This window comes from Phenylobacterium sp. (genome assembly GCF_030654915.1).
Taxonomy (GTDB): Bacteria; Pseudomonadota; Alphaproteobacteria; order Caulobacterales; family Caulobacteraceae; genus Phenylobacterium.
Map to the genome: position 1 here is coordinate 1 of NZ_JAURWM010000218.1, position 19,242 is coordinate 19,242.

Annotated in this window: 16 protein-coding genes; 7 read left to right on the forward strand and 9 right to left on the reverse strand. The window is 66.4% G+C overall.

Features of this window, described 5'->3' with window-relative positions:
• The 3 genes from uvrC to pgsA form a co-directional block, all read left to right on the forward strand.
• A partial coding sequence (gene uvrC, locus Q7T84_RS10955) for an excinuclease ABC subunit UvrC (RefSeq protein ID WP_304808679.1) occupies window positions 1-1,649 on the forward strand: 1,649 nt, incomplete at its 5' end.
• A 43-nt stretch (window positions 1,650-1,692) separates the two neighbouring features.
• Window positions 1,693-1,968, forward strand: a complete 276-nt coding sequence (locus Q7T84_RS10960; protein WP_304808681.1) for a hypothetical protein — start codon at window positions 1,693-1,695, stop codon at window positions 1,966-1,968.
• A 25-nt stretch (window positions 1,969-1,993) separates the two neighbouring features.
• Window positions 1,994-2,623: a CDP-diacylglycerol--glycerol-3-phosphate 3-phosphatidyltransferase gene (gene pgsA, locus Q7T84_RS10965; RefSeq protein WP_304808683.1), complete on the forward strand. Its 630-nt coding sequence runs from the start codon at window positions 1,994-1,996 to the stop codon at window positions 2,621-2,623.
• Window positions 2,624-2,777: 154 nt separating this feature from the next.
• Here the strand turns inward: pgsA and Q7T84_RS10970 are convergent, their stop codons facing one another.
• From Q7T84_RS10970 to Q7T84_RS10980, 3 genes are all read right to left on the reverse strand, one after another.
• Complete coding sequence (locus Q7T84_RS10970; RefSeq protein ID WP_304808685.1) at window positions 2,778-3,395, reverse strand: glutathione S-transferase family protein; 618 nt, start codon at window positions 3,393-3,395, stop codon at window positions 2,778-2,780.
• Window positions 3,396-3,471: 76 nt separating this feature from the next.
• Window positions 3,472-4,362 carry a pirin family protein gene (locus tag Q7T84_RS10975; protein ID WP_304808687.1) on the reverse strand — a complete coding sequence of 297 codons (891 nt, stop codon included), beginning with the start codon at window positions 4,360-4,362 and terminating at the stop codon, window positions 3,472-3,474.
• A gap of 49 nt (window positions 4,363-4,411) precedes the next feature.
• Window positions 4,412-4,909, reverse strand: coding sequence for an Lrp/AsnC family transcriptional regulator (locus tag Q7T84_RS10980; protein ID WP_304808690.1), 498 nt, complete (start codon window positions 4,907-4,909; stop codon window positions 4,412-4,414).
• 141 nt (window positions 4,910-5,050) lie between these two features.
• Here Q7T84_RS10980 and Q7T84_RS10985 point away from each other — a divergent pair, with 141 nt between their 5' ends.
• Window positions 5,051-8,473, forward strand: coding sequence for an indolepyruvate ferredoxin oxidoreductase family protein (locus tag Q7T84_RS10985; RefSeq protein WP_304808692.1), 3,423 nt, complete (start codon window positions 5,051-5,053; stop codon window positions 8,471-8,473).
• Window positions 8,474-8,493: 20 nt separating this feature from the next.
• Here Q7T84_RS10985 and Q7T84_RS10990 read toward each other — a convergent pair whose 3' ends face one another.
• Both Q7T84_RS10990 and Q7T84_RS10995 read right to left on the reverse strand, forming a co-directional pair.
• Entirely contained in the window at window positions 8,494-9,186 is a 693-nt protein-coding gene (locus Q7T84_RS10990; RefSeq protein ID WP_304808694.1) for a DUF3313 family protein, read from the reverse strand.
• A 164-nt stretch (window positions 9,187-9,350) separates the two neighbouring features.
• On the reverse strand, window positions 9,351-10,661 hold the full coding sequence (locus Q7T84_RS10995) for a tetratricopeptide repeat protein (protein WP_304808696.1): 1,311 nt from the start codon (window positions 10,659-10,661) through the stop codon (window positions 9,351-9,353).
• Window positions 10,662-10,802: 141 nt separating this feature from the next.
• Here Q7T84_RS10995 and Q7T84_RS11000 point away from each other — a divergent pair, with 141 nt between their 5' ends.
• A complete protein-coding gene (locus Q7T84_RS11000; protein WP_304808698.1) occupies window positions 10,803-11,450 on the forward strand; it encodes a TetR/AcrR family transcriptional regulator in 648 nt (215 codons plus the stop codon).
• Here the strand turns inward: Q7T84_RS11000 and Q7T84_RS11005 are convergent.
• On the reverse strand, window positions 11,447-12,625 hold the full coding sequence (locus tag Q7T84_RS11005) for a serine hydrolase (protein WP_304808700.1): 1,179 nt from the start codon (window positions 12,623-12,625) through the stop codon (window positions 11,447-11,449). The two genes, Q7T84_RS11000 and Q7T84_RS11005, sit on opposite strands and share 4 nt — an antisense overlap.
• A 41-nt stretch (window positions 12,626-12,666) precedes the next feature.
• Window positions 12,667-13,494, reverse strand: coding sequence for a DUF1963 domain-containing protein (locus Q7T84_RS11010; protein ID WP_304808702.1), 828 nt, complete (start codon window positions 13,492-13,494; stop codon window positions 12,667-12,669).
• Window positions 13,495-13,639: 145 nt separating this feature from the next.
• Between Q7T84_RS11010 and Q7T84_RS11015 the strand changes: the two genes are divergently transcribed.
• On the forward strand, window positions 13,640-14,752 hold the full coding sequence (locus tag Q7T84_RS11015) for an NAD(P)/FAD-dependent oxidoreductase (protein WP_304808704.1): 1,113 nt from the start codon (window positions 13,640-13,642) through the stop codon (window positions 14,750-14,752).
• A 71-nt stretch (window positions 14,753-14,823) separates the two neighbouring features.
• On the opposite strand, the gene Q7T84_RS11020 is transcribed toward Q7T84_RS11015, so the two are convergent.
• The gene (locus Q7T84_RS11020) at window positions 14,824-16,047 is read right to left on the reverse strand and encodes a PQQ-dependent sugar dehydrogenase (protein ID WP_304808706.1); all 1,224 of its coding nucleotides are present in this window, start codon (window positions 16,045-16,047) and stop codon (window positions 14,824-14,826) included.
• A gap of 86 nt (window positions 16,048-16,133) precedes the next feature.
• Window positions 16,134-17,642 (reverse strand): asparagine synthetase B, encoded by a 1,509-nt coding sequence (locus Q7T84_RS11025; RefSeq protein ID WP_304808708.1) that lies wholly within the window; start codon window positions 17,640-17,642, stop codon window positions 16,134-16,136.
• Window positions 17,643-17,982: 340 nt separating this feature from the next.
• Here Q7T84_RS11025 and Q7T84_RS11030 point away from each other — a divergent pair.
• The coding region (locus Q7T84_RS11030) for a UDP-glucose/GDP-mannose dehydrogenase family protein (RefSeq protein ID WP_304808710.1) at window positions 17,983-19,242 on the forward strand (1,260 nt) is incomplete at its 3' end.

Genomic DNA, 19,242 nt, shown 5'->3' on the forward strand with positions numbered 1-19,242 from the left:
GGTCCATGGAATTCGTCACGGTCCGCACCGAGACCGACGCCCTGCTGCTCGAGATCAATCTGATCAAGCAGCTCAAGCCGCGCTTCAACGTGCTGCTGCGTGACGACAAGAGCTTCCCCGAGATCGTCATCCGCCGCGAGCATCCGGCCGCGCAGCTTCGCAAACATCGCGGCGCGCATACGATCAAGGGCGACTACTTCGGGCCCTTCGCCTCGGCCCATTCGGTCACCAAGACCCTGAACACCTTGCAGAAGGCGTTCCTGCTGCGGTCGTGTTCCGACAGCATCTACGAGAGCCGGACCCGGCCCTGCATGCTGCACCAGATCAAGCGTTGCGCCGCGCCGTGCACGGGGCTGATCAGCATCGAGGACTATTCCGGCCTGGTCGAACAGGCCGAGGACTTCCTGCGCGGCAAGAGCCGGGCGGTGATGGAAAAGATGTCGAGGGAGATGCAGGCCGCGTCCGACGACATGGAGTTCGAGCACGCCGCGCGCATCCGCGACCGCATCCGAGCCCTGGCCTCCGTCGCCCAGGAACAACAGATCAATCCGGAGACCTTGGAAGAGGCCGACGTCTTCGCCCTGTACGCGCAGGGCGGCCAGGCTTGCGTGCAGGTGTTCTTCTTCCGGGCCGGCCAGAACTGGGGCAACCGCGCCTACTTCCCCCGCGTCGACAAGAGCGACGAGGACCCGGATGTGATGGGCGCCTTCCTTGGCCAGTTCTACGATGACAAGCCGATCCCGAAATTAATCCTGACCAGTGTCGAGCCCTCGGAATGCGAGCTGTTGTCGGAAGCCTTCGCCCTGAAGGCGGGCCGCAAGGTGGAGATCAACCAGCCGAAACGCGGCGAGAAGGCCCAGTTGGTCGATCACGCCCTGACCAACGCCCGCGAAGCTCTCGGCCGCAAGATGGCGGAAGGCTCGGCGCAGACGAAACTGTTGGCTGGGGTTTGCGAAGCCTTTGGCCTGGACGCGCCGCCTGAGCGGATCGAGGTCTACGACAACGCCCACATCATGGGGACCAATGCGGTTGGCGGCATGATCGTCGCCGGTCCTGAAGGCTTCCAGAAAAGCCAGTACCGCAAGTTCAACATCAAGGGGACCGATCTGACCCCTGGTGACGACTACGGCATGATGAAGGAGGTGATGCGTCGCCGCTTCGCTCGCATGGTCAAGGAGGAGGAAGCTGGTGAGGCCGCCGCGCGTCCCGACCTGGTGCTGGTCGACGGCGGCGCCGGCCAACTCGCGGCGGTGCTGGAGGTGCTGGCCGATCTGGGCGTGGACGACATCGCCGTGGTCGGGGTGGCCAAGGGGCCAGACCGCGACGCCGGCCTCGAGCGGTTCTTCATCGAGGGCAAGCCGCCCTTCATGCTCGAGCCCAAATCACCGGTGCTCTATTACCTGCAGCGTCTGCGTGACGAGGCCCACCGCTTCGCCAACGGCAGCCATCGGACCCGACGCTCGATGGACATCAAGAAAAACCCGCTGGACGAGATCGACGGTGTGGGTCCCGGACGCAAGCGCGCTCTCTTGCACGCCTATGGCTCGGCGCGCGGCGTTTCCCGCGCCTCGGTCGATGATCTCGCCAAGGTCGATGGGGTCAGCGAGGCCCTGGCTCAGCGGATTTTCGATTTCTTCCGCAAAGGCTGAGGTCCAGCTACAGTTCGACCTGACGCTTCGCCAGGAGACACCGATGCCCCGCCTCGTTCTCACTCTTGCGGCGCTCGCCGCCCTGACCCCCGCCCTTGGTCACGCCAGTTCACCGGCCGCATGGGCGGAGTTCACCACCGATGTTCGCACGAAGTGTCTGGCCGCCGCCCAGGCCCAAGGCATGAAGTCGCCGGAGGTGATCGTCCATCCGGTCGGCACCGAGGCTTACGGCGTCGCCGTGCTACGTGAAGGCGCCGACAAGAGAATCTGCGTCTATGGCAAGCAATCGAAAAAGGTGGAGCTGACGCCGGCCACCTGAATCCCATCCGCGCGTTAGGACCGCCATGAAAGCTCTACCGAATATCTTGACCTCGCTGCGGCTGGTCCTGACGCTCTTTGTGTTCGTGGCGCTCGCCGCTGCGTCCGGCGCTGTGCCCTATGTCAGCGAACGGTTGACCGCCGACACCCAGTTCGCGCTGCAACGCTGGGCCTTCTGGTCGTTCGTGATCGCCGCGGTCACCGACTTCTTCGACGGCTGGCTGGCGCGCAAGCTGGACGCCGTGACCGTCTGGGGCGCGATCCTCGATCCGATCGGCGACAAGGTGCTGGTCTGCGGTGCGATCCTGGGTCTGCTGTCGATGGGCGGCCAGCCGATGGTGGTGCTGCCGGCCGGCCTGATGCTGTTCCGGGAGTTCACGGTCAGCGCCCTGCGCGAAGTCGGGGCGGGCCGCGGTGTGAAGCTGCCGGTCACCTTGCTGGCCAAGTGGAAGACGACGCTGCAACTCACCGCCCTGGCGGCGGAGCTGCTGGTCGCGTCCTGGGGCGCGTTCAGCTTGCCGACCGATCCGGCCATCCAGGTGCCGGCGACCTATTTCGCCCATACCCTGATGTGGGTGGCCACGGTGGTGACCCTGATCACCGGCGCCCAGTATTGGGAACAGACCCGCAAGGCGCTGCAAGCGCAGGGGGTTTAGGCGCAGGCGCCCCCTGTTCTCCCCTGCGTAGCGGGGGAGGGGCCCCGCGCGCGGCATGCGTGGTGGAGGGGGCGAGGCTGGGCTCTAAGCTTGAGGCGGCCCCCTCCACCGGCTTCGTCGGTCCGCTCCCCATCAAGATGGGGGAGGAAAGAGCTTAGGCCGGGGCCTTCTCGGCGGCGCGGGCCGCGACCCGATCGAACCAGGCGGCGATGTTCTGGTTGTCGGGGTTCAGCGGTTGACCCACCTGCGTGCCGAACTGCAGGAAGCAGAACAGCATGATGTCGGCGAGGGTGAAGCGCTCGCCGGCGATCCACGTGCGGCCGGTCATCAAGCCGTCGAGCCAGGTCAGGCGCTCCTGGGCAAGCTCTTTCAGATCGCCCGCCGCGTGCGGAATCGTCCGCATGCGGCTCTGGAACAGCGGCAGGCCCTCGGCGTAGCGGAAGCCGCTGGTCAGAGGCTCGCAGATGTTCAGGTCGATACGGCGCACCCACATGCGGGTCTCGGCGCGCTGTTCCGGCGTCGTGCCGATCAGCGGCGGGTTCGGATACTTCTCGTCCAGGTACTCGCAAATGGCGGTGATCTCGGCCAGGTGCGAACCGTCGTCCAGTTCAAGGCAGGGAAGCTGGCCGGCCGGGTTCTTGGCCACATAGGGCTCTTGGCGATTTTCGCCGCCCATCAGGTCGACCTTCTGGGTCGCTATCTCGACGCCCTTCTCGGCCAGGAACATCGCCACGACCGCCGGATTGGGGCCCATCGAAGAATAGAGTTTCATGCCGTCCTCCCAGGACTTTTATCTGGGCGGCATATCGCCCGCTTTACCTTGCGGCGATCAAGTCCGTTTTGCGCGCTCACGACATCGGATTGGCTGGCGGCGAGGGTTCGGGCAGGGGGATGAATTCCTGGTCGTCGGCGTCGGGCAGCTTCATGCGCCCCGCGCGCCAATCGGCCTTGGCCTGTTCCAAGCGGTCCTTGGACGAGGACACGAAGTTCCAGTCGATCAGCCGGGGGCCGATCGGTTCGCCCCCCAGCAGCATGACAATGGCGTCGCTGGTCGCGGTGAACAACACCGGCTCGCCGGGCAGGAAGACCAGCATCTGGCCCTCGTGGTACTGGCGGCCGTCCACCTCCACGAGGCCTTGCGACACATAGGCCGCGCGCTCTGGATATTCGGCGGGGAGTTGCGCGCGCGCGCCAGCCTTCAGATGCCAGTGGACGTAGAACATCGGAGAGTGAATTTTCACCGGCGACTTGGCGCCGAAGGCCTCGCCGGCGATCAGCCGCGCCCACATACCGTTTTCCTCGTGGGTCGGCAGAACCTCGGGGGCGTAGTGGTCGAACGAGGGCGCCATCTCCTCGTCTTCCACCGGCAGGGCGATCCAGGTCTGGATCCCGTTCATGCGCCCGCCTTGCTCACGCAGGGTTTCGAAGCGCTCGGAGTGGGTGATCCCGCGCCCAGCCGTCATCCAGTTCACCTCGCCGGGACGAATGGGCTGGGTGACGCCGACCGAGTCCCGGTGGGTCATTTCGCCTTCGAACAGGTAGGAAAGTGTCGAAAGTCCAATGTGCGGGTGCGGCCGGACATCGACCTCGCGGCCGAACCCGGCCTGAAAATCAGCCGGGCCCATGTGGTCGAAGAAGATGAATGGCCCGATCATCCGACGCTTGGCGTAGGGCAACACGCGCCCGACCTCGAACCCGCCGAGGTCTTTGCGCCGTTGGTCGATGACAAGGTCGATCATTTTTCGCCTCCGCGCGTTTGCTCCCTGACGGCAGGAAGCAGATTGGAGGCTAGCCTTGCGCGCTCACATAGGGGCTGACAAGGCCGAGTGGCGCGGCGGTGGTGTGCTTCACCGAGCGGATCACGATGCGGCTCTCGATGTTGGAAACCAGACCCAGCGACAGGATCTTTTCGCGCAGGAAATCGTCAAAGGCGTGCATGTCGCGGGTGACGACGCGCAGTTCGTAGTCGGCCGAGCCGGTGACGGTCGCGCATTGCACGACCTCGGGCAGCTTGGTGATCGCCGTCTCGAAGGCGTCGAGGTTGTCCTTGGTCGGCAGGCTGAGCTTGACGGTGCAATAGACCTCGAAGCCGAGACCCAACAGGTCGCGGTCCAGGATGGTCACCCGGCGTTGGATGATGCCCGAATCTTCAAGTCTCTTGATGCGCCGCCAGCAGGGGCTGGAGGACAAACCGACCCGTTCAGCGATCTCGGCGACCGACAATCCAGCGTCATGCTGGATAAGGTCCAGAATCTTGGCATCAACCGCGTCGAGGGCCTCGGGCAATTTTTCCTCCATCAATCGGCGCTTATCGGCGTTATTCTTGCCCCGAAATGCGTAGGTTGGGGCATGTCTTTGGCAAGCAATTCCATCGTGCTTATATGATCTTCTATAGCCATTAGGGAGCCAAAAAGGAAAGATATTGCTATGCGGCACGTGGATGTGACGCTCGACGACAAGTTCCTGCTCACGGAAGGTCGAGTCTTCATCACCGGGGTGCAGGCGCTCCTCCGCGTGATGATGGATCAGCACCGCCTGGATAGGGCGGTGGGCCTGAACACGGCCGGCTTCGTCTCCGGATACCGCGGCTCCCCGCTCGGCGGGCTGGACCAGCAGGCCCATCGATTCGAGAAATTCCTCCAGGAAGCTGGGGTGGTGTTCAAGGAGGGCCTGAACGAGGACCTCGCCGCCACCGCCGTCTGGGGCAGCCAGCAGGCCAATCTGTTCCCGGGCGCCAAGTTCGATGGCGTGACCGGCATGTGGTACGGCAAGGCGCCCGGCGTCGACCGCACGGGCGATGCGTTCAAGCACGCCAATTTCGCCGGGACCTGGGCCAAGGGCGGCGTCCTGGCCGTGGCCGGCGACGACCACAACTGCAAATCCTCCACCCTGCCGTCGCAGTCGGAATACGCCTTCCAGGACTTCGAGATGCCGGTGCTGTCGCCGGCCGACGTGCAGGAGGTGCTGGACTACGGCCTGATGGGGATCGCGATGTCGCGGTTCTCGGGCCTGTGGGTCGGCCTGATCGCGCTGGCCGACACCATGGACAGCGGCGTGACCATCGATGTTTCCATCGACCGCCACCAGATCGTCGTTCCGACCAACTTCAACGTTCCGGCTGGCGGCCTCGGTATTCGGTTGAAGGATCAGCCGCTCGACAAGGAGCGGCGGCTCCGCAACTTCAAGATCCCCGCCGCCCTGGCTTTTGCTCGCGCCAACAAGATCGACCGGGTGATGCTGGGTTCGGCCCGCCCCCGCCTGGGCATCGTTTGTCAGGGCCAGGCCTATAAGGACGTGGTCGAAGCCTTCGCCGCCATGGGCATTTCGGCGAAGGAAGCCTCGGACCTGGGCGTCGCCATCTACAAGGTCGGCATGCCCTGGCCGCTGGAGCCGACCGGCCTGCGCGCGTTCGCCGCGGGTCTTGAGACCATGATGGTCATCGAGCACAAGCGCCCGCTGATCGAGGTCCAGGCCCGCGCCGTCCTCTACGACCTGCCGGCCCACGCCCGGCCAAGGATCGTCGGCAAGACCGACGAGCAGGGCCATCCGCTGCTCTCGGCACTTGCCTCGCTGTCGGTGGCCGAGGTCGCCCTGGCCATCGCCGATCGACTTCCGCCCGGCCCGCATATGGAGCGGGTCCACGACTACCTCAGTCGGGTTTCGGCCGCCTCGATGGCCGCGGTCACCCTGGCGGCCGAGCAGCAGCGCAAGCCGTTCTTTTGTTCGGGCTGCCCGCACAACTCCTCGACCCGCTTGCCGGAAGGCTCTCGCGCCCTGGCCGGGATCGGCTGCCACTACATGGCCAGCTTCTCCGATCCCCAGACAGACCTGAACAGCCACATGGGCGGCGAGGGCCTGACCTGGGTGGGCTCGGCGCCGTTCACCACTGAGCCGCATGTGTTCGTGAACCTTGGCGACGGCACCTACAATCACTCCGGTTCGCTGGCGATCCGGGCCTCGGTCGCCGCCAACTCCCACGTGACCTACAAGCTGCTGTTCAACGACGCCGTCGCCATGACCGGCGGCCAGGCGGCCGAGAGCGGCTTCACCCCCGCCCAGATCACGCGCCAACTCGCCTCCGAAGGCGTCACTAAGACGGTGATCGTCGCCGACGACCCCAGTCGCTATGACGGCGTCCGCGACCTGGCGCCCGGCGTCGAGGTCAGGCCGCGCTCTGAACTCATCACCGTTCAGCAGGAACTGCGGGATACGCCCGGCACCACGGTCATGCTCTACGACCAGGTCTGCGCCACCGAGAAGCGCCGCCGGCGCAAGCGCGGCAAGATGGAGACCGCGACCAAGCGGGTCTTCATCAACCCGCTGGTCTGCGAGGGCTGCGGCGACTGTTCCAAGAAATCCAACTGCGTCTCGATCGAGCCGCTGAACACCGAGTTCGGCCGCAAGCGGAAGATCAACCAGTCGAGCTGCAACACCGACTATTCCTGCCTGGACGGCTTCTGCCCCTCGTTCGTCACCATCGAGGGCGGCGAGAACGCCCAGGCCAAGTCGCTGCCGGCGCTGACCGTGGACTCCACACCGCTGCCGAGCTTCGAGCCGCTGGAGGGCGTGCGCAATATCGTCTTCACCGGTATCGGCGGGACCGGTGTCACCACGGTCGCTTCGATCCTGGCGATGGCCGCCCACGTGGATGGCCGCGCCTCGTCGGTGGTGGACATGACGGGCTTGGCTCAGAAGGGCGGGGCGGTCTTCTCCCACGTCCGCATTGGCGAGACCGAGGACACCGTGGTCGGCGGCCGGGTGCCGGCGGCCTCGGCCCACGTACTGATCGCCTGCGACATTCTCTCGGCGGCCGGCGCCGACGCCCTGGCGCTCTACGCCAAGGACCGCACCGTGGCGGTGGGCAACGAGGACTTCGCGCCCACTGCCGATTTCGTCACCGACCGAGACGTGCGGTTCGATTCGGGCTCGATGGCTCGCCGGATCCGAGCGGCCAGCAAGTCTTATGACGAATGCCCGGCCCACCACTTGGCCGAGACCAACTTTGGCGACGCGATCTACGCCAACATGATCATGGTGGGCTTCGCCTGGCAGAAGGGTTTGATCCCGCTCTCCAGCCGCGCGGTCTATCGCGCCATCCGCCTGAACGGCGTCCAGGCCGACGCCAATCTCCAGGCCTTCGAACTGGGCCGCCGGGTTGCTCATGACCCAGCGTTGCGCGGCCCGGCCGAGGCCGATGTCCCGACGCCTGAGGCTATGCCGCTGGCCGAGCTGATCGCCCATCGCGGCCGCGAACTCACCGCCTACCAGAACGCCGCCTACGCGACGCGCTATCTGGACAAGGTCGCGAAGGTAGCTTCGGCCGAGGCGATCTTCGGAACCGAGACACTGACCAGGGCGGTGGCGACCAACCTCTACAAGCTGATGGCCTACAAGGATGAGTACGAGGTCGCGCGGCTTTATACCGACGGCCGTTTCGCCGCCGAGCGCAATGGGACCTTCAAGGGCGGCAAGACCAAGGTCTGGCTGGCCCCGCCGCTGCTTGGCCCCAAGGACGCCAACGGCAAGCCGAAGAAGATCGAGTTTGGCGGCTGGATGCTGGACGCCGCCTTCCCGGTGATGGCCAAGATGAAGGGCTTGCGCGGTACGCCGTTCGATATCTTCGGCGCCAGCGAGGAGCGGAAGATGGAGCGTGGCCTGATCGCGCAGTACGAGGCAGGCCTCGACAAGTTGCTCGCCGGCCTGACCGCCGAACGGCTGCCGCTGGCTGTGCAGATTGCTTCAGTTCCCCAAGGCGTGCGCGGCTTTGGTCACGTGAAGGACGCCTCGGTGAAGGTCGCAAAGGCAGATGAAGCCAAGCTGTGGGCGAGGTGGGAGAAGGCGCCCGCCTAGGGGCGTCTTTCAACCTTGGTCTATGAGCCGCCAGGAATGGGCGACATCGCCTTCAGCTCGGCCAACCCGTTGATGCTAATCTTGGCCCACTGCTCGAACAGCCGCTCGAAATCGGAGCGGTTGGTGACGCTGTTGCGAAGATAAGGTCCGGTGTCCCCAGCCAAGCGACCGTCCACCGCGCGACCCAGCAGCGCGCCGCTTTGCGAGTCCCGCGCTTCAATGATGACGGTCGCCGAGCCTGCGTCTTCGCTGAAGGTGCGGGAACGACCGGCGGTCATCAGGTCGGGCGCGGAGGCGTAGAGATTGGCGACTCCGGTGCGCAGTCGCAGCACGTCCGGGCCTGGCGCATCGACGACCTGATAGCCGGCGTTGGCGTAGGCCTTGCGGAATATCTCCTCGAAGCCGGTCCGCGCCTTGTCGAGGATCGCCTGCGCCTCGGAATCGCTGATCCGGCGATCCAGGGTCATGGCGTCCCTATTGTAGTCGCGGACCCAGTTCTTGCGGAACGCGACCTCGGTCGGATCCATCATCACCTTGGTGTAGGTGCGGAAATCGGCCCCCGGCAGCAGATAGACGGCGTCCATGCGTTTTGAAGGCACCTTGGTCAGGCCGTCCCAACTCGCGGGAGCGGCGGCCGGAGCCGCGAGCGCTGGCGGCGCGGTGGTTCCGATGACACAAAGGGCGGCGCAGATCGCGATCATGCGATGGGACATGGCGAAACTCCTTGGCAAACCGCTTGCCGGTTTCGCTCATCCTGGCCTCGTCCCCGGCCGCCTCCTATCAGCAGAAACCCGCACCTGCAGTCTCCAGGGTCTGGAGCTGGACCGCAGATAAGATGCCAAGGCGGCGACCCGTGCAAAGCCGCCGCCTGGCCTGGTCATGCCGCTCGGCTAAGGGCCGCACCCTCTCCGCCGACACGCGGCAGGGCGTTGGCGCGTTCGGCTAGCAGGGCCCGCTCGAGGTCGTGGCGCCGCCCGCGCGAGGCCGCTTCGATCAAGGTCAGATCGATCAGGTCGCGCTGGGCGTGACTGCCGCCAAAGCGGGCGGACTGGTGGCGCACGCCACGCAGGCGTTCGATGGCCAAGTCGTACCGACCTTCACCGAACGCCTGCAATCCCTCCATCAGCGGTAGGCCGACGTCACGGACGAAGCCAGCGTTGTCGCCTGGGGCCGTCATGGCCGCGGCCTGCAGATCGAGCAGCGCCTCGGCGGAATCCCGCCGCTTCGCGCCGACGAAGGCCATCATGGCGTGGGCGTCGTCGAAGGCGTAGGAGCCTTTGTCGAGCTTGGCTTCGTAGACGTCGGCGAGCCTGTCCCAGCGATCGCCGATGGCCGCCCCGCGCAGATCCAGCCGCCACAGCATGGCCGCGGCGTCGACCAGATCGAGTGCCATGTCCGACTGCGCCCCCCAGATTGGCCCGTCGTAGAGGCGCAAAGCCTCCTCGGTCTCTCCAAGGCCCAGGTGGAAGAGCGCCAGGTGCCACCAGTTGTGGACTTGGAAAAAGCTCTCGTCGGTCCAGGCTTGCAGGTCCTCGCGGAACCAGGCGACGCCCTCAGCTCGCCGGTCCTGCATCTCCAGTACGTGGGCGACCGCGTGGCGGGCCCAGCCGTTGCGGGGCTGAAGCTCGATGGCCTGCCGGCCGACCGCCTCGGCACGGGAATAGTGGCCGGTCTCCTCAAGCCCGAACGACCACATGCCGAGCACGGCGTGATAGTCGGGCATGTCCGGCGACCACTGGGGGACGGCGCGGCCGATCCGGTCGCGCAACATGCGGCTGTCGCCCCTCAGGAAGTCCATCAACTGGCCGGTCTGCAGGGCCAGGCAATCGCGGGGATGGGCGATGGTCAGATCCTCCAGAATGCGGCCCGCAGCCTTGATCTGGCCGGCGATCAGGCAGCCGATCGCGCCGAGGTGCGCCCGTTCGCGTTCGCTGGCCGGCAGCGTCAAGGCGGCCTCGTAAGCCTCCAGCCCGACCCGCGCCGTCTCGGCATTGGAGCCGATCAGGGTGATGTAGGCCTTCAGCGCATGGGCCATGACGAACCGCGGGCTGTCGGCCAGGGCCTCATCCAGCAGGGTGAGGGGATCGCCCGCATAGCAATAATAGGCGTCCAAAGCGGCTTGGTACTTGTCGGCGGCCTGGGCGCTGGCGCCGGTCAGGATCGCCCCGGAGCGGTCTCTATGGGTCACTGGTGTCTCCTCAATCTGGGAGATCATTGGTATTTCGTTGCGTTCGCGGTCTCTAGCAGACGCGCGGTCGGTTTTGGTGCGAACGGGATTTCGGTGTTATCTTAGGGGCTTGGATCCCCCAGGCCAGGGACGGACCAGCCTATGTCGAGCCCGCTTCTCGAGAAAACCGCACCACCGGTACAGTCGAAGGGCGCCCGGACCCGCGAGCGCATCCTCGACCTGGCCTATCTCTCGGTCATCCAAAAGGGTTTCGCGGCGACCTCAATCGAGGAGTTGGTGGCCGAGGCGGGCATCACCAAGAGTGGCTTCTTCTATCACTTCAAAGACAAGAGCGACTTGGCGCGTCAGGTGTTGGAGCGATATCAGGCGGAGAACGATGTTTTCCAGCAGGACCTGATCGCCAGGGCGCGCGACCTATCGCCGGACCCTCTGCATTCGTTCCTGATCTTTCTGAAGCTCTACGCCGAAGCCATGTCGGAGATCATCGCCCAGCATCCGGGCTGCCTGGTGGCGACGATCACGTTCCAGGATCAAGCGTTTGACCGCAATGTCGCACGGATGAACACCGACGGCGTGCTGGCCTGGCGCAAGCTCTTCCTGACTTGGCTGGAGGAGATCGCCCAGGCCTATCCTCCGAAGGACGAGACCGACCTGACAGGCCTGGCCGACGGCGTGTTCGGTACGACCGTCCAGGCGATCGTCCTCTCCAAGACGCTGGGCGACACGAGTGCGGTGGCGCGCCAGCTCCTGCTCTATCGTGACCAGATCCGCATGATCTTCGCGCCCTAGCGGGCCGCCGCGCGGATGGCCGCGGTCAGGCTGTCGCGAGCTGCGTTCAGTTCGTTGGTGTCGGCGGCCGGCCAGGCTGAGTTGATAGCGATCACCAGCTTATCGTCGGGGAAGGTGGTGATCGACTGCCCGAAGATGCCCAGCGCCTCGTAGGCTCTCGCCTTCGGGTTAACCCACCAGAAATAGCCATAGCCGCCGGCCTCGGGGTGAGCCGGATCGACCAGGACGTGCGACGTCGTCGCTTCCTTGGTCCAGGTCGCCGGGACCACCTGCTCGCCGCCCGCCTTGCCGCCGCCCAGCATGAACATGCCGACCCGGCCGTAGTCGCGCAGGGTCATCGACATGCAGCAGCCGCCACGCTCGTGGCCGGCGACGTCCTCGACCCAGATGGCGTCCTGCTCCATGCCGAATGGCGCCCAAATCTTCTCCGACAGATATTGCGAGAGCGGCTTGCCAACAGCGTTGGAAACCAGGACGCCGACCAGATCGGTCTCGCCGGTCGAATAGTTGAACTTCGTTCCTGGCGTCACGGCCCGCGGCAGGCGGCGCATGTAGCTGACCACCGGATTGACGCCAGGCTCGATGATCGACAGCCCGACCTTGGCGACGTCGGAATTGAGGTCGGTATAGTCCTCGTTCCATTTCACGCCGGAGGTCATGGTGATCAGCTGGCCGACCGTGACGCCGTCGTAGCCGCCGCCCTTCAGTTCAGGGATGTAGGTGGTCACCGGATCGTTCAGGCTCTTGATGTAGCCGTCCTGGATCGCGGCTCCAACCAGGGTCGAGGTCAGGGACTTGGCCACCGAGAAGGAGGTCCAGCGGTCGCTGGGGCCGCGCTCCAGGCCATATCGCTCCATGATGACCTTGCCGTCCTTGATCACCAGCAGGCCAGAAACCCGATAGGCGGCCATGAACGCATCGACGCTCATCTCCTTGTCGCCGACGCTCACCTTCGGTTCGATCGGCGTGCCGGCGGGCAAGGGGAAGACGTTGGGACCACGCGCTACGACCTTGTGCGCGGCCAGCTTCTCCATGGTCTTGTAGCCTTCCTGCTGCTGGTCGGGGGACCACATCAGGATCGAAGCGCCCATCGACGGAGGGGGCTGCTGCGCCAGGGCCGTAGCCGGCAGCAGCGCCGCCGTCATGGCCGCCATGGCCAGTTTCATCTTCAGCATCCCGTCGTCTCCCCACGCGCTTCTTTTGATTTGTGGTCAAGCTAAGGGGGAGCTGACGGTTTGCATACCGACTCAGTAGGTCTGGGCGATCGCCACGGTCTTGGAGAAGTCGCCCTTTCGCGCATCCTGCTCACGATTGCAGGAGTCGGTTCCTCATCCTCGTACGGGTCCCGCCCGCGGCGGATCCGCTCGCACGAGAGGGCCATCTGCTCCTCTTGGATCTCGGAGGGATAGCCGCCGATCCGGTGTTGAAGTTCGTCGCCGAACGGCTCATCGGGCAGATCAGCGAGCTCGTCGAGGGCGACCCCGTCATCCAATTCGCGAACATCGACGCCGAGCCAATCAAGGCTCGGGATGGACCGAAGCCGCAGAAACGCCACCCGGCGCTCGGTGAAACGAAGCTTGGGTGAAAGGTCGGCAGGATGTGGCGCGGCCTCGCCAGCCGGCTCGCGGCTGTGGATGACGCGGACCAAGTCCGTCAAGCCCCGGCGCGGGTCGTCATAAAAAGCGTAGAGGCGTCCGTCCGCGGGCAGCCAGTCCGGCCCGCCGGCGGCGCGCGCCTCGGCCAGATCGATCTGGGTCAGGAAGGAGAGGGGGAGCTCGTCGCCCGACGGCCAAGCTTGGCCCTTGGGAAGTTCCGGCTGGCCGCCCATTTTCGAGAAGCCGGGCTGCGTTGTCGGGGTCATCAACAGCGTCGGCCGCATCATCCGCGTCATCCGGCCACGAATGCGGGAACTCCGGGCTGAAGCTATCGCCGCGCGCTTGCGTGGCAAGAGGCGAGCAAGCGCGACGGCGGCAAAGACAATCGCGGCCAAGTAGGCCAGGTTCATGAGGAGTGCAGCGAGCACTATCGTCGTTGTCTCGCTCATCCGTTCTCGCCCCCCGCCGCGCGCCACTGATCAAATCCGGCGGAAAAGGCGAGTCAAGAACAAAGGTGGAACTTCTTGCCCCGTGCCCTCACCTGCTGATGCTCTGCGGTTTGCATACCGGCGTCGTTCAGCTACGCCGGGAGACATGGCGGATTTTGATTTCGACGCGGTGGTGGTGGGGGCTGGGGCTGTCGGCCTGGCCTGTGGGTATGCGCTGTCGAAGCGCGGCTTGATCGTGGCTGTGCTGGAGGCTGGCCCGATCATCGGGGAGGGCGTCTCGGCGCGAAACTCCGAGGTGATCCATGGTGGGCTCTACTACCCGACCGGCTCGCTGAAGGCGCGGCTGTGCGTGACTGGGCGCCGGGCGCTCTACGCTTTCCTCGACAGTCACAAGGTCGCCTATGACCGCTGCGGCAAGCTGGTGGTGGCGACCAACGCTGAGGAGGTCGCTCGTCTCGACGGCATTCTCGAGCAGGCCCGGACCAATGACGTCGAGGGCATGGCCCACCTGACGAAGGCCCAGGCCTTGGCGATGGAGCCGGAGCTGGCCTGCGAAGGCGCGCTGATCTCGCCGCAGAGCGGGGTGTTCGACAGCCACGGCTACATGCTGGCCTTGCAGGGCGAGATAGAAGCAGCCGGGGGCGCGGTGGTGACTTCGACGCCGTTCGAGGGCGCGACGCCGCTGGAGGGCGGCGGCTTCTCAATTCGCGCCGGCGGCGCCGAGCCTACGACGCTCACCGCTCGCATTCTGGTGACCGCGTCGGGGCTCTCGGCCCAGGCCGTGGCAGCGGAGATCGAAGGGTTCCCCAAGGATACGATCCCGCCGCTGCACTACGGCAAGGGCGTCTATTTCCGGCTGAGCGGCAAGGCGCCGTTCGCGCGGCTGATCTACCCGCCGCCGATCCCAGGCGCGCTCGGCACCCACTATCGTCGCGATCTTGGCGGCCAGGCGGTGTTCGGTCCGGACCTGCAGTTCGTCGACGAGATCGACTACAGTGTCGATCCGGCCCGGGCGGACGAATTCTACAGCTATATCCGCAAGTTCTGGCCGGGGCTGCCGGACGGGGTGCTGGCGCCCGACTACGCCGGCATCCGGCCGAAGCTGCATGGGCCTGGCGAGCCGCAGCCGGACTTCCGCATCGACGGGCCGCAGGCGCACGGACTGGCGAACCTTGTCGCTCTGTTCGGTATCGAAAGCCCCGGTCTGACCTCCTCGCTGGCGATCGGCGAAGAGGTGGCGGGGCGGTTGAGACTGTAGGCGACCTCATCACTAAACTCGTCATCCCCCGGATCGCCTTTCAGGCGACCGGAGGATGACGAGGATGGGGGTTATCCCTTCGGGACGATCTTCAGCACGCGGCCCTTTTCGTTGTCGGTCGCCACATAGAGCGCGCCGTCGGGGCCGACGATGACGTCGCGGATGCGTTCGTTCTGGTCGGTCAGCAGGCGTTCCTCGCCGACCACCTTGCCGTCCTTCATGACCAGGCGCGCCAGGTGCTTCTGGGCCAGCGAGCCCACGAAGACGCTGTCTTTCCAGGCCGGGAACAGGCTTGCGTCATAGAAGGCCATGCCGGACGGGCCGATGACCGGATCCCAGTAATAGACGGGCTGCTCCAGCCCCGCCTTGGCGGTGAGGCCCTCGCCGATGGTCTTGCCGGAATATTCGACGCCGTAGCTGATGGTCGGCCAGCCATAGTTCTTGCCCTTCGCCGGCTGGTTCAGTTCGTCGCCGCCGCGCGCGCCATGCTCGACTTCCCACAGCTTGCCGGTTTTCGGATCAATGGCGGCCGACTGGATGTTGCGGTGGCCGTAGGACCAGATCTCCGGCTTCACGCCGGGCTTGCCGATAAACGGATTGTCCTTGGGGATTGAGCCGTCGGCGTTGATCCGGATCACCTTGCCCAGCGTGCCGTCCAGTTGCTGGGCCTGGACGCGGCCAGGCAGGATCGAGCGCTCGCCGGTGGTGATGAAGAGGGTTCCGTCCTTGGCGAAGACCAGCCGGCCGCCAAAGTGCAGGGTGGAGGCGAGCGATGGCGTCTGATGAAAGATCACCTGAACGTTCTCGACCTTGCCATCCACCAGCTTGCCGCGCGCCACGGCGGTGTTGTTGGCGCCTTCAGCCTGCGGCTCGGAATAGCTCCAGTAGATCAGGCCGTTCTGCGCGAACTTCGGATCGACGGCGAGGCCGAGCAGGCCGCCCTGGTTGCGGCCATCGACCGGCGGCAGGCCCGCGACCGGCGCCGACAGCTTGCCGTCGGTTCCCAGAATGCGGAGCTGGCCGCTCGATTTCTCGGTGATCAGCAAGCGCCCGTCGGGCAAGAAGGCTAGGCCCCAGGGCTTGTTCAGCCCCTCGGCCACGGTCTGAACCGCGTAGGCGACGTTGGAATTCACCGCCGGCGCCCGAGTCTGGCCCGCGAAGGCCGGCTTCTGGTCCGGCGCGTTGGCGGGCTTGGTCTCCAGCGGCGCGCCGGCTTGGGCCGCGGCTTGGCCCTCGCCGCCGCCGCAGGCCGCGACCAGGGTTGCCAGGGCGGTGGTGATCAAGAGGCGGCGCATCGATGTCTCCGGTGGTGAAGCTTGAGGTCCAGGTAGGGTGGAGCGGTCTCGATAACTAGTACGGGCGACGAGGGTTGCGAGCGGGGCTAGCCGGCGACGGCGGCGAGTGCTTCGTTCGGGGATGCGCCTTCGAGGTGGATCAGCGACCAGACGGCGAAGAACAGCATCGGCCAGCGTGCGGCGCTCGGCGTCGCGAAAACCGCCGCCGCGGCGTCGGGCTCCAGCACGCGGCGAACGGCGGCCACCTGGCCGATGCGCGCGCCGATCTCACCGGCACGCGGCTGGATCCAGGCGTCGACGGGCACGGTGAAGCCCTGCTTGCGCGCCCAGGGGTCGGCGGCCGGGCAGGCGCGTTCTAGCCACTTGCGCAACAGCCACTTCCCATAGCGGCCCCGCACCTTGAACCGGTCGGGCAAGGGAAAGGCGAAGTCAGCGACCTGGGTGTCCAGGAACGGTGTGCGGCCTTCCAGCCCGTGGGCCATCAGGCAGCGGTCGAGCTTGGTCAGCAGATCGTTCGGCAGCCAGGTGGCGATGTCGGCCCACTGGGCCTGTTGCAGCCGGGTGAGGCCGTGGGGCGCCTGCGCCTGCTCGCGCCAACGGGCGAGGACCCCTGCGTCGGGCGTGCGCGGCTCGGCGGCCCGGCCACCCAACCAGGCGGGACGCAGCGCGCGGCGATAGCGGCCGTAGCCGCCGAACAGCTCGTCGCCGCCGTCGCCGGCCAGCAGCCGGGTGACACCGTCCTCGCGCGCCATCTGCGCGCAGTAGAACGCCGGCAGCACCGACGAGTTGCCGAACGGCTGGTCGTAGTGCGCGGCCACGGCGGGAATGCTGCGCACCAGGTCATCGGGCGTCACGTAGTACTCGTGGTGCTCGCAGCCGAAGCGCTTGGCCGCGATGCGCGCAAAGGCCATCTCGTCGTAGCCCTCGGCCTCGAAGCCGATCGAGTAGGTGGCCGCGGGGCTGCCCGTCGCGGCGCCGATCATGCCGGCCACCGTCGAGCTGTCGGTGCCGCCGCTGAGGAAACAGGCGGCCTTGCCGCCGTCGAGCTGCGCGGCCACTGCGTTTTGCACCAACTGGCGGAACTCGGCCGCCAGCGGCTCGAACCGGGCCGATGCGGGCTCGCTGAACTGCGGCACCCAGTACGGCGCCACCGTCAGCTGGCCGGCCTCGAACCAGGCGCAGTGGCCCGCCGGCAGGCGCATCACACCCTTGAAGATGGTGCGCGGCGAGGGCACGACGTGGAAGTAGAGGTAGTCGAAGATCGCCTGCGGGTCGATGCCGGCGGCCGGCGGCAGCGCGGCCAGGGTGTCTGCCCGTTCGGCGAAGTGCAGGCGGCCGTCGATGATCCGGTAGCAGATCGAGCGGATGGCGAACCGGTCGACCGCGAGGAACACGCCGCCCTTGCCGTCGTCCAGGCCCACCGCAAATTCACCTTCTGCCGCTCGGGCCGCTCGGGCTGCCTGGGCTGCGCCGCCCGGCAGCAAGGATCTCCAGGCAGCAAGATCGCCCTCGGCGCGCGCAAGCGCTGCCACGCCGCTGTCGATGAATCGCGGCCGGCCAGTGGCGAGGGCTTCGGGAAGGGTGGCGGTGGGCATGGGTTGGCGGGAACCGGTCGCCGGCCTGCACCGAAGGCGTCAGCGCCTCTGGACACAGCGCGAGCCGCTGGTGATTTCGAGCGACGATGGTACCCGCGCGCCGCCGTTTGCCCTGAGCGACTGGACGCTCTTGCTGGGGTCTAGCGTGCGGCAATTCACCGCTTTGCCGGCCCGCTCAAGCGCAGATCGGGCCGCGCGCCCCAACGGCGGGCGCCAGGGTGGTCGAGCTTTGCGTGGCAGGTGCCACGTTGTGCGCTGGGCCCGTTTGGGCTCCTGCCTGGGCGCGGCTGGCAAAATCGCGCCATTCGTCGGGACTGCCCCGGCCGGGAGCAAAACGAGCATGAAGATCACCGTGGTAGGCGCAGGGTACGTCGGTTTGGTCACAGGCGCCTGCCTGGCGGAGATGGGCAACCATGTGGTGTGCCTGGACGTGGACCCGCGCAAGATCGAGATGTTGCAACGCGGCGAGGTGCCGATCCACGAGCCCGGGCTCGATGCGGTGGTGCAGCGCAATGCCGCCGCCGGTCGCCTGCAGTTCACCACCGACGTGGCGCTGGCCGTGGGCCACGGCACCTTGCAGTTCATCGGCGTGGGCACGCCGCCTGACGAGGACGGCTCGGCCGATCTGCAATATGTGCTGGCGGCGGCCGAGAACATCGGCCGCCACATGACCGACTACAAGGTCATCGTCGACAAGAGCACCGTGCCGGTGGGCACCGCCGACAAGGTGCGCGCCAAGGTGGCCGAGGCGCTGGCCGCGCGCGGCCTGGAGATGGACTTCGCGGTGGTCAGCAACCCCGAATTCCTGAAAGAAGGCGCCGCGGTGGACGATTTCATGCGGCCCGACCGCATCGTCGTCGGCAGCGACGACGAGCGCGCCAGCCTGCTGATGCGCGCGGTCTATTCGCCCTTCATGCGCAACCGCGACAAGCTGGTGCTGATGGACGTGCGCAGCGCCGAGTTCACCAAGTACGCGGCCAACGCCATGCTGGCCACCCGCATCAGCTTCATGAACGAGCTGGCCCTGCTGGCCGAGAAGGTGGGCGCCGACATCGAGCAGGTGCGCAAGGGCATCGGCAGCGATCCGCGCATCGGCTCGCAGTTTCTCTACGCCGGCACCGGCTATGGCGGCTCCTGTTTCCCCAAGGACGTGAAGGCGCTGATCCGCACGGGGCAGGAGAACACGATGCATCTGGGCGTGCTGCAGGCGGTGGAAGACGCCAACGACCGCCAGAAACTGGTGCTGGTCGACCGCGTGGTGCAGCGCTTCGGCGAGGACTTGACCGGCCGCTGCTTCGCGATCTGGGGCCTGGCCTTCAAGCCCAACACCGACGACATGCGCGAAGCGCCCAGCCGGGTGGTGATCGAGCAGTTGCTGCGCCGCGGCGCCGAGGTGCGGGCCTACGATCCGGTGGCCATGCCCGAGGCCCGTCGTGTGATGGCGGGCCTGGCGGGCCTGCGCTTCGTCGACCACCAGACCGACGCGCTGCAGGGTGCTGATGCGCTGCTGATCGTCACCGAGTGGAAGGAGTTCCGCAACCCCGACTTCGACCTGATCAAGGCGACGCTCAAGCAAGCGCTGATCCTCGACGGCCGCAAC

Excerpts from the sequence above, each read along its gene's own strand:
- Q7T84_RS10960 (WP_304808681.1), top strand. The coding sequence starts at position 1,693 with ATGCCCCGCCTCGTTCTCACTCTTGCGGCGCTCGCCGCCCTGACCCCC.
- pgsA (WP_304808683.1), top strand. The coding sequence starts at position 1,994 with ATGAAAGCTCTACCGAATATCTTGACCTCGCTGCGGCTGGTCCTGACG.
- Q7T84_RS10970 (WP_304808685.1), bottom strand. The coding sequence starts at position 3,395 with ATGAAACTCTATTCTTCGATGGGCCCCAATCCGGCGGTCGTGGCGATG.
- Q7T84_RS10975 (WP_304808687.1), bottom strand. The coding sequence starts at position 4,362 with ATGATCGACCTTGTCATCGACCAACGGCGCAAAGACCTCGGCGGGTTC.
- Q7T84_RS10985 (WP_304808692.1), top strand. The coding sequence starts at position 5,051 with ATGCGGCACGTGGATGTGACGCTCGACGACAAGTTCCTGCTCACGGAA.
- Q7T84_RS10990 (WP_304808694.1), bottom strand. The coding sequence starts at position 9,186 with ATGTCCCATCGCATGATCGCGATCTGCGCCGCCCTTTGTGTCATCGGA.
- Q7T84_RS11000 (WP_304808698.1), top strand. The coding sequence starts at position 10,803 with ATGTCGAGCCCGCTTCTCGAGAAAACCGCACCACCGGTACAGTCGAAG.
- Q7T84_RS11005 (WP_304808700.1), bottom strand. The coding sequence starts at position 12,625 with ATGCTGAAGATGAAACTGGCCATGGCGGCCATGACGGCGGCGCTGCTG.
- Q7T84_RS11010 (WP_304808702.1), bottom strand. The coding sequence starts at position 13,494 with ATGAGCGAGACAACGACGATAGTGCTCGCTGCACTCCTCATGAACCTG.
- Q7T84_RS11015 (WP_304808704.1), top strand. The coding sequence starts at position 13,640 with ATGGCGGATTTTGATTTCGACGCGGTGGTGGTGGGGGCTGGGGCTGTC.
- Q7T84_RS11020 (WP_304808706.1), bottom strand. The coding sequence starts at position 16,047 with ATGCGCCGCCTCTTGATCACCACCGCCCTGGCAACCCTGGTCGCGGCC.
- Q7T84_RS11025 (WP_304808708.1), bottom strand. The coding sequence starts at position 17,642 with ATGCCCACCGCCACCCTTCCCGAAGCCCTCGCCACTGGCCGGCCGCGA.